Source organism: Ensifer sp. NPDC090286, assembly GCF_044769565.1.
GTDB lineage: Bacteria > Pseudomonadota > Alphaproteobacteria > Rhizobiales > Rhizobiaceae > Ensifer.
In genome coordinates, this window is sequence record NZ_JBIVYF010000004.1 from 45,967 (window position 1) to 60,181 (window position 14,215).

The 14,215-nt window shown below is 60.6% G+C and carries 13 protein-coding genes and 1 pseudogene; 2 read left to right on the forward strand and 12 right to left on the reverse strand.

The window, feature by feature from the left end; all coding sequences use genetic code 11:
- Positions 1-163 precede the first annotated feature (163 nt).
- The 12 genes and pseudogenes from ACIQUG_RS20795 to ACIQUG_RS20850 form a co-directional block, all read right to left on the reverse strand.
- Positions 164-547 carry a RidA family protein gene (locus ACIQUG_RS20795; protein ID WP_402323802.1) on the reverse strand — a complete coding sequence of 128 codons (384 nt, stop codon included), beginning with the start codon at positions 545-547 and terminating at the stop codon, positions 164-166.
- 9 nt (positions 548-556) lie between these two features.
- Positions 557-943, reverse strand: a complete 387-nt coding sequence (locus ACIQUG_RS20800) for a RidA family protein (RefSeq protein WP_402323803.1) — start codon at positions 941-943, stop codon at positions 557-559.
- 27 nt (positions 944-970) lie between these two features.
- The gene (locus tag ACIQUG_RS20805; RefSeq protein ID WP_402323804.1) at positions 971-2,431 is read right to left on the reverse strand and encodes an NAD-dependent succinate-semialdehyde dehydrogenase; all 1,461 of its coding nucleotides are present in this window, start codon (positions 2,429-2,431) and stop codon (positions 971-973) included.
- A 14-nt stretch (positions 2,432-2,445) separates the two neighbouring features.
- Positions 2,446-3,831 carry an aspartate aminotransferase family protein gene (locus ACIQUG_RS20810; protein WP_402323806.1) on the reverse strand — a complete coding sequence of 462 codons (1,386 nt, stop codon included), beginning with the start codon at positions 3,829-3,831 and terminating at the stop codon, positions 2,446-2,448.
- Between the two features lie 42 nt (positions 3,832-3,873).
- Entirely contained in the window at positions 3,874-4,923 is a 1,050-nt protein-coding gene (locus tag ACIQUG_RS20815; RefSeq protein ID WP_402323808.1) for an ABC transporter ATP-binding protein, read from the reverse strand.
- 15 nt (positions 4,924-4,938) lie between these two features.
- A complete protein-coding gene (locus ACIQUG_RS20820) occupies positions 4,939-5,769 on the reverse strand; it encodes an ABC transporter permease (protein ID WP_402323809.1) in 831 nt (276 codons plus the stop codon).
- Positions 5,766-6,617 (reverse strand): ABC transporter permease, encoded by an 852-nt coding sequence (locus ACIQUG_RS20825; protein WP_402323810.1) that lies wholly within the window; start codon positions 6,615-6,617, stop codon positions 5,766-5,768. The genes ACIQUG_RS20820 and ACIQUG_RS20825 overlap by 4 nt, the downstream gene beginning before the upstream one ends.
- A 126-nt stretch (positions 6,618-6,743) precedes the next feature.
- Positions 6,744-7,817, reverse strand: a complete 1,074-nt coding sequence (locus ACIQUG_RS20830; protein WP_402323811.1) for an extracellular solute-binding protein — start codon at positions 7,815-7,817, stop codon at positions 6,744-6,746.
- 102 nt (positions 7,818-7,919) lie between these two features.
- Positions 7,920-8,891, reverse strand: coding sequence for a membrane dipeptidase (locus tag ACIQUG_RS20835; protein WP_402323812.1), 972 nt, complete (start codon positions 8,889-8,891; stop codon positions 7,920-7,922).
- 11 nt (positions 8,892-8,902) lie between these two features.
- The gene (locus ACIQUG_RS20840) at positions 8,903-9,619 is read right to left on the reverse strand and encodes a hypothetical protein (protein WP_402323814.1); all 717 of its coding nucleotides are present in this window, start codon (positions 9,617-9,619) and stop codon (positions 8,903-8,905) included.
- Positions 9,616-11,351 (reverse strand): annotated as a pseudogene (locus tag ACIQUG_RS20845) (hypothetical protein). Before ACIQUG_RS20845 ends, ACIQUG_RS20840 begins: the two are co-directional and overlap by 4 nt.
- Positions 11,352-12,071, reverse strand: coding sequence for an IclR family transcriptional regulator (locus ACIQUG_RS20850; RefSeq protein WP_402323815.1), 720 nt, complete (start codon positions 12,069-12,071; stop codon positions 11,352-11,354).
- Between the two features lie 496 nt (positions 12,072-12,567).
- Here ACIQUG_RS20850 and ACIQUG_RS20855 point away from each other — a divergent pair, with 496 nt between their 5' ends.
- Complete coding sequence (locus ACIQUG_RS20855) at positions 12,568-13,083, forward strand: RNA polymerase sigma factor (RefSeq protein ID WP_402323817.1); 516 nt, start codon at positions 12,568-12,570, stop codon at positions 13,081-13,083.
- A 103-nt stretch (positions 13,084-13,186) separates the two neighbouring features.
- Complete coding sequence (locus ACIQUG_RS20860; protein WP_402323818.1) at positions 13,187-14,203, forward strand: FecR family protein; 1,017 nt, start codon at positions 13,187-13,189, stop codon at positions 14,201-14,203.
- Positions 14,204-14,215: the final 12 nt, after the last annotated feature.

Below are 14,215 nucleotides of genomic sequence, written 5' to 3' on the forward strand. Positions count from 1 at the left end.
ATTGATTGATCCGATCAGGTCGGGAAGGTCGACGCTTCAGGGCGACGCGACGAATGTGCCGTGTTTGTTTCCGTTGTGTGCATCTGGGATCGCATAATGTATCGAGGGGGCGCTCGCAACGCCACAGGAGGGTAACCGTTGGCTTACAGGCAGGGCATGATCGTCACGCCGAGGAAGACAGGATAGCGGTTGCGAGTACTTCCAGGCGTATCCCGTCCGAGAGAAGATCGACCACGACGGTGGCGCGAACAGGATAGGGAGCCGAAAAGAACTGCCGGTAAACTTGGTTCATGCCGGCTGCGTCGGCCTTATCCGTAAGATATGCCTGAATTTGCACGACATCGGCGAGCGTGCCGCCTGCCGCCTCGAGCGCCTGTCGAAGGTTCAGGAACACCTGACGTGCCTGTGTCTTGATGTCACCAGTGATCAGCTCGCCGGTCGCCGGGTTCTTAGCAATATGCGCGGAGCGCACGATGCGCCCTGCCTTGACCGTGGCACTCAGAGGCGCTTTTGACGAAGCGATACCCGTTTCGATTTTCTCAAACATGATCGGCCCCTATGCGCTGTTTCCGAGAACCGCGTGGGCAAGGATTTCGATGCGAAGGCCTTCGGCCAAGAGCTCCTTTACGACCACGGTCGCACGTACCGGATAGGGCTCCTTGAAGAACTCGGCATAGACCCTGTTCATGCCTGGTGCGTCCGATCTTTCGGTGAGGAAAACCTGGACTTGCACGACATCGGCGAGCGTGCCGCCCGCCGCACGGATTGCGATGTCGAGATTTCCGAGTGTTCGGCGCGTCTGGGCTTCGATGTCGCCGGTGACGAGGTCGCCATTGACGGGGTCTTCCGAAATATGGACCGACCAGACGAGATTGCCGGCGCGGACGACTTCGCTGACCGGCACATCGCAGGGGTCTGATCCGGTATCGATGGCTTCAAACATTTTGTTCTCCAAAAAGTATAGTGCGGCTCATTCGGGTCGCGCGTCGAAGCGGGTCACGAATTTCGTGTTGAGATAACCGTCGAAGGTTTCAGTTCCGCCTTCGCTACCATAGCCGCTGTCGTTGATGCCACCGAAAGGCGTTTCGGGTAGCGCCAGGCCGAAGTGATTGATGCTGACCATCCCGGCGGCAATCGCTTGTGCGGTGTGCTGGGCCCGACTGCTGGATGCGGTGAACACGTAGGACGCAAGGCCGAAAGGGAGGCTGTTGGCGCGGCGAATCACGTCGTCAAAACCGGAAAACGGTGTGACGACCGCAATGGGACCAAAGGGCTCCTCGGTCATCAGCCGCAACGCGTCGAAGCCGCCGGCGACCACCGTCGGCGCATAGAAGAAGCCTGCATTGCCGATGCGATTGCCGCCGGTCGCGATCTCCGCCCCCCGTTCGCGGGCATCCTGTACGAAGCCTTCCATGGCCGTCACCCGGCGGGCGTGGCAGAGCGGACCCATCTGCACACCTTCGTCAAAGCCATTGCCAACCTTCGTGGCGGACACCTTTTCGGCGAAGCGTGAAAGGAAACGGTCATACGCTCTTTCCTGAACGTAGAAGCGTGTCGGCGAAACGCAGACCTGTCCGGCGTTGCGGACCTTCTGCGCGGCAAGCGCGTCGGCGGACGCGTCAATATCTGCGTCATTAAAGACGATAACTGGAGCGTGGCCGCCGAGCTCCATCGTAGAACGCTTCATATGGCGGCCAGCGAGCGAAGCGAGCAATTTGCCGACCTCTACAGATCCAGTGAAGGAAATCTTCTTCACTTCGGGGGCCTCAAGCAGCGTCTCGGAAATATACGAAGACGATCCCCAGACGATGTTGAGGCAACCGTCGGGTAGGCCCGCCTCCTGCATAAGCCGGCCGATCGCGACGGTGGAGGAGGGCGCTTCCGCCGGACCCTTGAGAATGATCGTGCAGCCGCTCGCCAAAGCCGCGACGACCTTGCGAAGCGCCTGGCTGAAGGGAAAGTTCCAGGGGGTGAAGGCAATGCAGACGCCCACGGGTTCGCGGGTAACGGCCTGCTGGACACGCGGATCACGCGAGGGGATGAGGCGGCCGTAGATGCGTCGCGCTTCCTCCGCATGCCAATCGGCATGGTCGGCCGCAAATCTGATCTCGCCGATCGCTTCCGTGAGCGGTTTGCCCTGGTCAAGGACCATGCTGCGTCCGACCTCCTCGGCGTGGTTTCGGGCAAGATCGGCGAAGCGCCGCAAGATCTGCCCGCGGTCGAGCGGTGAGCGATCCTTCCAGCTTTCGAATGCACGCTGCGCGGAAGCGACGGCGGCCGCAAGGTCGGCATCGGTGGCGCAGGGCAAATAGCCGATGACCGCGCCGGTGGCGGGGTCGAAGACAGCGTCGCTCCGCTCGGTCTCATAGATCCAGCGGCCGCCGATCAGCATGCCAAGCCGTTCATAGGAATGGGGCGGGCGGGTGGACATGGCAATCTCCGGCATCATGCGATGTAGCCTTGGCTGCGTGCCCACGAAAGTGTGTCGTCGAGGGCAAGCTGCATGCGCTTCATGAGATCGTCGATCTCGTCTTCGGAGATGATCATGGCCGGGCACAGGCTCACCATGTCGCCAAGCCCGCGCGTAAGGACGCCGCGCTCGGTTGCAAACTTGCCGGCATGGTTGGCGACCTGCCAGGCGGGCGGGAAGTTCTCTTTCGTCACCTTGTCTTTGACGAATTCGAGGCCGCCGACAAGACCCACACCGCGGGCTTCACCGATCAGTGGATGTTGGCCGAGCTTGGCGATGCCCTCCTGAAAGCGTGGGCCGACGGTGCGCACGTGGGAGACGATGTCGATCTCCTGATAGATCGTCAGGGCCTCCAGCGCGACAGCCGCGGCAACAGGATGACCGCCATAGGTGTAGCCGTGCGAGAATGTTCCGATCTTGCGGCTCTGGTCGAGGAGGGCGTCAGAAATCTTCTCGTTAATCATCAAAGCGGAGATTGGCATGTAGGCGGCCGAAAGTTGCTTTGCGCAACTGATCATGTCCGGTTTGAGCCCGTAGGTTTCCGACCCGAACATGTTGCCCGTACGCCCGAAGCCGCAGATGACTTCGTCTGCCACCAGAAGGATGTCGTACTTCATCAGGACCGCCTGGAGTTTTTCGAAATAGGTCCTTGGTGGTGTGATCACTCCCCCAGAGACCATCACCGGTTCGGCGAAGAAGGCGGCTACTGTCTCCGGGCCCTCCTCGAGGATCATGGCCTCTAGATTGGCGACGAGCCGGGTTGCGAAATCTTCCTCGCTCTCACCGGCTTCGGCAAAGCGCCAGTAATGCGGGCAATCGGTGTGGAGGATGTTGGCAATCGGCAGATCGAAGTCACGATGGTTGAACGGCAGGCCCGTCAGGCTGGCAGTCGCGACCGTTACGCCATGGTAGGCCTTCCGGCGCGAAATGATCTTCTTCTTCTCAGGTCGTCCGACCGCGTTGTTGTAGTACCAGACAAGCTTGATCGCCGTGTCGTTCGCTTCGGAGCCAGAGCCGGCGAAGAACACCTTCGACATCGGAACAGGCGCCATTTCGAGCAGCTTGTCGGCAAGGCGAATCCCGGGTTCCGTCGATTTGTGGGCGAAGGAATGATAGAACGGCATCGTCTTCAACTGCCGCGTCGCCGCTTCCACCAAACGCGGTTCGCTGAAGCCCAGTCCCGCGCAGAAGAGGCCGGCGAGACCTTCGATGTAGCGCTTTCCCTGATCGTCGACGACGTAGATGCCTTCACCGCCGGTGATTACATGCGGACCCACTTCCTGGTGAACCGCAAGGTTGGTGTAGGGATGGACGAGGCTTTGCCGGTCCAGGGCGTGGAGGGAGTTGGGACGATCGTTCATGGCAGGCTCCAGGGGGTATGCTTGAATAGCGCGTGGCAGTCGTCAGGCAATGACGTGCACGTCTTCGCTTCGCCAGGTGACGTGGCACTCGGAAGCGCCGTCGAGCCTTCGCGCATCGGCTCCGGGTACACGCATGCGGATCGCCTGCGTGCCGAGCTTGCCGATGACCAGAAGGTTGTCGCCGTAGTTGATGGTGCTGTCGATCTTCATCGGCTGACGCTGAGCCTCCGCTCCGGCAGCCAGACGGATCATTTCCGGACGCAGCAGGAGTTCGGCCTTGCTGTTTCGGTTGCCACTTGCGACCTTGGTTTCGACGACGCCGACTGGCGTCTCGAATTGGCCATCGCCAAGCGAAGTGGCCGCGATAATGTTGCTGTCCCCGATGAAGGAGGCGACGAAACGGGTCTTCGGTGCGAAATAGATCTCGTTCGGGGTACCAACCTGCTCGATGCGTCCCTCGTTGAAAACGGCGATCCGGTCCGACATGGTCATCGCTTCGGATTGGTCGTGGGTGACATAGACCATGGTTACGCCGAGGTCGCGGTGGATGCGCTTCAACTCCACCTGCATATGCTCGCGAAGCGCCTTGTCGAGGGCGCCGAGCGGTTCGTCGAGCAGAATGATGTCGGGCTCAAAGACGAGCGCGCGGGCAAGGGCAACACGCTGTTGCTGCCCGCCGGATAGTTCCGAGGGAACGCGCTTCTCGAAGCCCTGCAGTCCGACCTTGGCCAGCGCCTCCCGCGACCGGCGTTCCTTCTCTGTCTTCTCTACGCTCCGCATGCGAAGCGGAAAGGCGACGTTGTCGGCAATCGTCATGTGCGGGAAAAGCGCATAGTTTTGGAAGACCATGCCGATGTTTCGCTTGTGCGGCGGCAGCTTGTCGATGGCACGCTCGCCGAGGCGGATTTCGCCGCTCGTTGGATGCTGGAAACCGGCAATCATCATCAACGTCGTTGTCTTGCCGGAACCGGAAGGTCCAAGGAATGAGACGAATTCCCCGGCCTTGATGTCGAGCGACACGTTGTCGGCCGCCATATGCTTGCCGTCGTAGCTTTTGTTGACGTTCAGAAGTGTGAGGGAACGGGCGTTCATGGCTTTGCTCCTTGATCAGGATGCCGCGGTAGCGGTGTTGGTTGCGCCGTTTTCCATCGGCTGACGTGTGGAACCGGACCGGCGGCGCACGAATTGCGGCGCAAGCCAGACGCAGACGCCAGCCAGAACGAGCAGGAACAGGAAGGAAGATGCCGCCGAGATCGTGGGATCCGCCTCCTGGCGGACCGCATTGAACATCTGGCGCGGAAGGGTTGCCTTGTCTCGGCCGGAGATGAAGAGCGCGATAACGGCTTCGTCGAAGGAGGCGATGAAGGCAAAAAGGCCGGCAACGGTGAAGGCGGGGCGCAGTATCGGAAAGGTGACTAGTCGAAACGTCGTGAACGGCGATGCGCCAAGGTTCATGGCGGCGCGTTCGACAGAACGGTCGAATCCTTTGAGTGCTGCCGTCAGGATCAGTGTCGCCATCGGCATGGCGATGCAGCTATGTGCGAGGATGACGCCAAGGTAGCTCTGCACCAGGCGCAGTTGCCCGAAGTACATGTAGTAGCCGAGCGCCATGACGATGGTCGGCACGATCATCGGCAGCATGATCACGAGATTGAACAGGCCACGGCCGAGGAAAACGTGTCGCACCAGGGCAAAGGACGCTGGGATGGCAAGGCAGAGCGTCACGAAGACCGTGCCGAGACCGATGATGATGCTGTTGACCAGCGGTTCGGTCCAGTTCGGGTCCGAGAAGAAATTGATGTAGTTCGCGAGCGTATAGCCCGGCGGCGGGAAAGTCAGCGAGGCGGCGGAACTGAAGGACATCGGGATGACGATGAACATCGGTGCAGCGACGAAAAAGGCGATGAGGAGCGCCAGCGCGCGGACGAACGGGTTCATCGGCCACCTCCTGCCCAGAGCCGGTCAAGGCCGAAGAAGCGGTTGTAAAGGGCGTAGACGGCGAGCGTTAGACCGAGCAACACGATCGAGATAGCGGATCCAAGTCCGAAGTCGAGCGTCTGTTCGATCTGATCGCCGATGATGCCTGCGATCATCTGGTCGCGCGGGCTGCCGAGCAGAACGGGCATCACGTAGAAGCCGAGGCACGAGATGAAGACGAGCGTACAGCCATTGACGACGCCGGGTGCCGAAAGTGGCAGATATACCGCGAGGAAGGCCCGAACTGGGCTGGCGCCTAGGCTTTCGGCGGCGCGGACATAGAGCGGATCGATGCGCTTCATCACCGAGAACAGCGACATGGTCATGAATGGGATGAGAGCATGGGTCATGGCAAGCGTTGCGCTGAAGGTGGTGAAGAGGAGTTTGGGCGCGGGATCCCAGCCGATCCAGGAAAGGAGTGCTGTGACCGGTCCCTGGTTGCCGAGGATAACCATCCAGGCATAGGTGCGCACGAGATAGCTCGTCCAGAACGAGAGAGCGACCACGGTCAAAAGGAAGGTCGCGAAACGTTTCGATCCGTTGGCGGCCGCATAGGCCAGTGGATAGGCGAACAGGAGCGCAAGTGCGGTGACCAGGAAGGCGGTCCTGAAGGTCTGATAAAGCACGGACGCAAACAGGCTCGAATGCAGCAGCCGCCCGAAGTTCTGTAGGCCGAGCACGGGCTGCGAGATGCTCATCCAGCCGACATAGGCAAGCGGCACCAGGAAGAACACCGCGAGGAAGACCGCCGCCGGGGCCATCAGCGGTATCGGCCCCTCCGCAATTGGCGAAAACGATCTCTGTTTCATGTCACTGCTCCCTCAGTACCCTGATCGGGGGTAACCCGATCCTCATGCCAGCGGCGAGGCGCCTGCGGGCAATGCACCTGTTTCAGATGCTCCCGGTTCCGCTTGTCGCGGAACCGGGAGTTCACATCAAAGGCCGACCCAGCTCTCGAAGCGGCTGGTCAGTTCGTCGATCTGCGGCGTCAGCTTGGCGCCGTCGAGCATGACGGCGCGGGCGAGGTGATCCGGATAGGTCGGCATCGTCTTGGCCACGTCAGGCGGGATGAAGTCGAACGACTTCGGGTTCATCGGGCCGTTCTGGTCGGCGATGCAGAACTTCGCGAGGCCCTCGGCATTCTGGCCGATATGGCTGATCAGCTTGAAGCCGTTTTCAGCTCGTGGGCTATCCTTGGCGACGATCCAGCACGCCTGGTCTACGATCGCCTGATCCCAAACGATCTCGATCGGCTCTTTGGACGCCTTCTTGGCGCCGGCCGCATCGCTGTCCCAGAGGCCGGCCATATCGACCTCGCCATCCGTCAGGATCTGGCGGGCCTGCGGACCTGCTGTCCACCAGACACGCACATTGTCCTTGACCTTGTCGAGCGAGGCGAAGGCGCGGTCGAGATCATAGGGGAACAATTGGTCGGGCGAAACACCGTCGGCGAGCAGTGCGATGGCCAGAACGCGGGCGGCATGACGTTGCAGACTGCGGTTGCCCGGGAATTTTTCGACGTTGAAGAAATCCCCCCAGTTCTTCAGGCCGTCCGGGTATTTCGTCTTGTTGTAGGCCATCTGCGTGGCGAAGCCATGGGTCGAGAGGCCGTTTTCATAAATGGCGCCCTGCCACAGTTTCGAGGCATCGACGTGGTCACCCAGTGTTTCCAGAAGGCCAGCTGCATTCGCACGGGCGACGTCGGCGACTCCGAGCGTGGTAACGTCGAACTCGAAGACACCAGTGGTCTTCTGCGCTGCGAGCTTGGCAAACGAGATCGGAGAGACCGTACGGATCTCAATGCCGGTATCCGCTGTGAAGGGATCGAAGAGGAACTTCTTGACGGAGGCCTCCCAATCGCCACCCCACGTGTTGACATAAAGTACATTGCCCTCTGCGCTTGCGCGGCGCACGAAGGGCGATGCGAGCATTGCGGCCCCGAAGAGGCCCGCACCGAGTACCGCGCGTCGCGATACCGGGATTGCCGATGCTTTTTTGAACGTATCCATTCGTTGTTCTCCTTAGTCGAACGGTCGTTGATTGCTGTTCCCTGTGGCCGCTCGCGATCCTGGCGGCGGCCCTTCTGTTGTTGGATTCCGTTTTGCTGTCGATCAGTCGGCGCGGAAGACCGCTCCATAGAGACGCAGCCAGTTGTCTCTGAGGATCTTGTTTGCCTCTTCCTGGTTGAAACCGACGCGCTTGAGCGCCTGCGCCACGTCCTGAAGGTTTTCCGGCTTCAACAGCCATTCCGGCTTCGGCACGGCACCAGGGGTAGCCGCCGATCCGGCGCCGTACTGGACGGAGCGCGTCCAGCGTCCCTTGCGCATCCAGTCGTAGTCACGCTGGGTATGGTTGTGAGAAATGTCGGTGCCGATGCCGACATGATCGATGCCGGCAATGTCGACCGTTCGCGCCACCATCTTGCACCAGCCGTCGACCGTGGCGCAAGCGCTGTCGGGCGTGATGTTGCGGTAAGCGACGCAACCGATCACGCCGCCACGCTCGGCAAGCGCCTTGATCACCTTGTCGGACTTGTTGCGCTTATGCGCAAAGAGCGAGGCCGCGTTGGCGTGAGTGATCGCTACGGGCTTTTCGGACCATTCGATCGCGTCGAGCGTGGTCCTATCTCCGACATGCGAGAGATCAACGAGCATGCCGACGCGGTTCATTTCGCGCACGACGTCCCTGCCGAAACGGGCAAGTCCGCTGTCATTCTCCTCGTAGCAGGAGCCGCCGAGTTCGTTCTGGTTGTTGTAGGTGAGCTGGACGACACGAACGCCGAGCTCGGCGAAGAACTCCACATAGGCGATGCGGTCTTCGAAGAGGTTGGAGTTCTGATAGCCGAGCACGATTGCTAGCTTGCCCTCGCGCTCGGCCTTTTCGATATCGGCGGCTGTACGAGCAATGAGGACGATATCAGCGTTGTCACGCTCCATATCGCGCCAGCGGGCAAGCGAATCCAGCGATTCCATCGTCCCTTCCCAGAATCCGAGCGTCGGTGTGACGGCGCTGTAGCCGCCACGTTTCAGGGCTTCGAAGGATTCGCGGTTGAAATGGCCGCATTGCAGAGCATCGATAATCATGGTCATTCCGTTCAATGTTTGGCGGAAGCGGCGCTTTTGGGCGCGTCAGCGAGAAGCAACGAAAAATCGGTCTCATCCTCGTCCTGGCGTCCGATCACCTTGCCGTCGGCCTCAACGATGATCGGTCCGGCATGGCGGCGCGAAAGATAGCTGTCGGGCGCGAGGGCTTGCGCCGAGCGATGGTAGAGTTCCCACCAGGTTGCCGCGTCGACGGCAACGCCATTGCGGCGGATCCTGTCGAGCAGGGCGATATCCTTGGGATCGGTCGCTGGCGTGACGGCAATAGCCGCGCGATCGGCGCTGACAGCGACGGTTGCCTTCAAGCCGAAGCGCTGCGCCAGCGCCTCAATGACGCGCAATTCGTCGATCTCCGCAGCGTTGCGTACGGTGACAATACCGCCGCCACCCGTCTTCAGGTTATCGACCGCCAGATCGAGAGCAGCGTCGGCGGCAAGCCAGGCATGCTGGCCGCCACAGTCGATGACGAGATCATCCGATGAGTCGAGCGTCAGGGCTTTGGGAATGGCCTTGCTGATCGACTCGAGTGTTGTCGTCAGCCGAGAAAACCCACCGAGGCCGAGAGCGGCCGAATAAAGTGCGCAATCGCGAAGGGCCGGCACGATGCCGCTTTCGATACGGGTGACCTGAAGCAGGCGCTCGAACACCATTCGCATCTCGCGCAGGCTGACGGTCATGGAAGTAGGAAGATTGGACTGGCAAGTGCTCACAGGTTTGGCTCCGCAGGATAGAACCACATCTCGTCGGCGCTCCCAGAAGCAATGTCTTCGGGAATGGGCGCACCATGGAAAAGGACGCCGCGCAGGTTGCGGTCGAGAAAGTCGCGTGTCTTGTCGATGCCGTGAATGCCGACATTGAGGAGACGGGTGATATGAGCTGGCGTAAACGAGCCGCTCATGATGTCGGCCTGGGGCGAATGCAGGCTCGTGCCGGCAAGCGCCTGGACGCGAGTTGCGATGGCTCGGTGCTCCGGATGGGCGAGGAGGAAGCGGGCCGTGCTGAGGTTCGGGTCGGCGCTAGCGAGGTCGCGATCAAGCGCAACGACGAGGCGTGGCAGGTCGAGGCCGAGATTGACGACATCCTGGCCGACCTCTGTTGTCAGTCCGCGACGCGGTTCTTCCGCAGTCACCGACTTGTACCAAACATAGCGCTCGGAGGCGGGAAGTTCGAGGTTGAGGTTGAAGGCCCAGGCGTAGTCGTTGCGGATCAGGTCGCGCAGCCGGTGAACCGGCATTTCCGGTCGCCCCGTCAGCTCTTCGTCGATGACCAGGCTCGAGACCAAAGCGTCAGCCTCTTCAGGAACCAGCTCGATCAGGAGAGAATGAAGGGTTTCCATGGCTTCCGCATGGACAGCCCCTCAAGGGAAGCGGCGAGTTCTGCAAGGGGCTCGGCCTCGAAGCGGTTGCCCGCTTGCCAGCGTTGCAGCAGGTCAGCGACGGCGCGCCGAATGATCTGCAGTTCTTCTGCAAGCACGTCGGAGCGCGTGAAGTTTTCGTAGGCTGCACGATCCTGGGTGCGGAACGTGATCGCCTTGTCGACGAGGGTCAGCAGTTTGGAGATCTGCGAGCCCGCTTCATCGGGAAGAATGGCCTTGGCGCGAGCAATTGCCTCTTCGCGAACGAAGAGCCAGCGTTCGATCAGTCGCGGATGGTTGTTGACGAACAACATCAGACCGAGCGCCGAGCCGTTTCCAACGCCCAAGAAACGGCGAAGATCCTTGGCCATGTCCGGCGCCTGCGGCGAGCCGAGGCGGACAAGATGCTGCAGCAGGTCCTGGGCAAAGACGCGCATCATATAGGCGCACAGCATCTGGGCGGCGAGTGACCAGCGAAGCGGATGGTCGCCTTCGTACGCAAGAAATGTCTTTGTTCCGAATGTGCCGTTGCCGTCGAGACCGGTGTTGCGCATGAGGTAGCAAGTCTGCGCAAGTTCGGCGACGTCCGGTTGCCGTCCCGTGGTCAGCGCCTGACGGGCACTCTCGAAGAAGCGTCCGCTGCGGTTGGAGCGGCACCAGATAAGCGTGCCCGGCGTGGCGCGCCCTTCGTAGAGTTTGGGAAGCTCGCTGCGCGTGGTCTCGAAATCGGCCGGGCTCATGTCGCCCTCGACCAGTGCGCCCATCATGTCCCAGGCTCGGCCGATGATCCGCCCGGTGCGGCCGTGGGGCGAGGGCTCGAAAGAGTAGACGGGGAAGCTGAAGCGCCAGCTGCCGATATCGATACGGTACTCGGCAACACCGTTGCCCTTCTCATCGATCTCGAAGCGCTTGCACAGGATCTGCCAGCGTCCCCGGATTGCTTGGCTCAGCAGCGCGCGCGACGCGCTGATGCGGGACGGCTGGATGGCGGCCAGGCGTTCAGGCGCCATCATTTCTCCGGCTGAACGCATCAGCCGCGCGATGCGGTAAGCGTCCGGCTCGGGAGCGGGTCGTCTAAGGGCGGTCATTTATTGGTCTCCTCGCATACGCCCGGAGCTCGCCGCCGCTGCCGCAACGACGATCCCAGCGCATTTTTCAGTGTCAAAACCTTGGAAGGGGCCTGAAAGGGCCAGTGCGCCGATGCATTCGCCCTGGGCGTCCAGGATGGGGGCGGCGACAGCCGAGACAGTGCGTGGGCCCTCGACTTCCGAAATCGCATAGCCCTGCTGGCGAACCAGCGCCATCATGTCGTCGTCAGGAAGGCTGACGTCCTGCACACGCAGCCGCTCAATGATCTCTGGGCGTGCGTGGGAGGCAAGCACGCGGCCGAAGGCGGTACGATCGAGCCTGAGATGCGCGCCAACCTTGAGGTCGGCCCGAAGAACACCGCGCGATTCCACCCGACGAACGATGACGGCATCCTTGCCATCGAGGACTGCAAGCGAGGCCGTTTCACCGCTCTGCGTCACCATTTCCTCGAGTACACCCGCAAAACGCGCGCCGAGATTGGACTGCTCCAGCGCCATCGCCGCGTGACTGACGACCCGCAGTGTCAGCCGGTAGCGACCATCTGGCGTCTGCTCGATCCAGCCGGCTTCAACCAGTGTGACGAGGCGCTGATGGGCAGCGCCTCGGGCTTCACCGAGCTGCTTGGCGATCTCGGCCAGCCGCATCGGTTCTGCAGCGGCCGCAACACAGTCAAATGCAGCAAGTGTCTTCAGCACGGATGAAAGAGGGCGGACTGCCATTCGGATTTTCTTTCTTTTTGCTATTGTCCAACATTAGAAGACGTTGTATATATATGTTGGACGATGTGTTGATATCTGTCAACTTGGGAATCCTGTGGGCATGAAAAAATCTGCGCCCAGGCACACGTGCGCGACCAAGCAAGGCCTTATCGTCCGAATTGCTGAGGGGAAAATTTCGAAGGTTCCGCGCAAAGAACCACGGCGTTAGCAAGCGCCGGATGTCGGAATGTGTTGGCGGACAGGACCTACTTTGCATCTGTCCAATCGGGCACCCGATGGCGGCTTGGGAAAGGATTTATCGAGCAGTGGGTGTGGCGATGGGATCGCAAAAGGAATTCGCCCGAAAAAGGCAATTCCGTCGCGAATATAAATATGAGTAAGATACTCCACTATTGTCATCTTCGCTTTCGCGCGCTATCGGAGCGCTTCAACGGAGCGTAAAGCGAGGCTGGCCTCGAATTGACCTCCTCCTTGTAACGCGGAACGAGGTAGCCGCGTGGGCGCGAGCTTCACCGACATATTCCTGAGCAACCGCATGGCGTTGATAAGGTCCGTCAAGCGCATCGTTGCCGATCCTCAGGCTGCAGAAGATGTCGCCCAGGAAGCCTTCGTGCGTGTCAGCAGGGCCGTCGAGGGGGGCTCCGTCGAGCATGTTGAAGCCTTTCTCTTTCAGACGGCTCGCAACCTTGCACTGAACCACAAACGGAGCCGTCAGGTTCGAGGCGAGATCGAACGAGGTGATGTCTGCGAGACGGACGTCGAGAATGTCGCCTCGACTGCCCCGTCCCAGGAAGCCGAACTCCTTCACCGCGAGCGTCTCCAACAGCTACAAGCGGCCATGGCCAAGCTTCCCGAGCGGGCGCAAAGAGTGTGGGCCTTGAGCAAGATCGAAAAATGGCCTTATCCGAAGATCGCCGAGCATCTCGGAGTGTCGCCAAATACCGTCTTCAACGACCTCAAGATGGCCCACGCCCATTGCATGGAAGCGCTCGCCAGGATCGACCGAGGATGATGTGCTAATGCTCGAATCTAAGGTTTTTGTGAGATTTCATGGCGGCAACTGTCTCATGTATAAGGCCGTTGTTTTCGCCGAACCCGTGACGGAATTGAATTGAGTGGGACACGATCGACCAAATTCCGCCAGTGAAGAGAGCTTCGTCCATCCGGACGCGGTGACGGATGCTGCCCTGAACTGGTTCTTCCTGTTGCAAGGCGAGCCGGAAAATCGCGACGTCACGGAAAGATTTGAGGAATGGCGGTCCGCGAGCCCCGCCCACGATCGCGCGTTCAACGAGGTGGCTGCTGCCTGGGCGCGACCCGAGGCGGACGAGGTTGCGCGCATCCTTGGCCACAAGTTTGGACGCGGAGATGCAGCTTTGGCGGCAACGGTCCTTGAGTTCCGCCGGCCAAAACGAACATTTGCGCGATGGATAGGTGCGGTGGCTGCCACTCTACTGATTGCGATCGGCATTCAGCAATATCCGGCCCTTAGCATTCAGTGGCAGGCGGACTATGTGACGGCGGCGGGCGTTCAGCAGGCGATCAACCTGCCAGATGGGTCGAAGGTTGTTCTAAATACCGATTCCGCCATTGCGTTCGACTTTGAAGGAGATAAGCGCTTGGTCCGCTTGTTGAAGGGCGAGGCCTATTTCGATGTGGTGCACGATTCTGCGCGTCCGTTCGAGGTAACAGCCGCCTTTTCAGAAGTCGAAGTCACGGGAACCGCCTTCTCCGTTCGGCGCGATGACGACGAGGATGCCGTTGCGCTGGAGCGCGGGCATGTCGAAGTGAGAAGCCTGGCGGATCCGAGCGACAAAGCGGATCTTGAACCGGGGCAAGCGATCAGAGCGACCGCATCCGCAATCTCCGCGGTGCAAGCGATCGACGGTTCGGTGACCTTTGCCTGGCTGCAGGGCCAGATCGTCTTCGAGGACCAGCCGTTCAAGGCGGTGGTCCGTGAACTCGCCCGCTATTACCGCCACTCTGTCGTAAGGGCCGAAAGCGGTTTCGACAATGTGAGGGTGAACGGCCGTTATCGCCTGGACGATCCGGAGCGGGCGATCCGCTCATTAGCGACAACGGTTGGCTTGAACGTGACGCGGTTGCCCGGTGGTATTCTAATCCTTCGTTAAAAGTTCAACTTT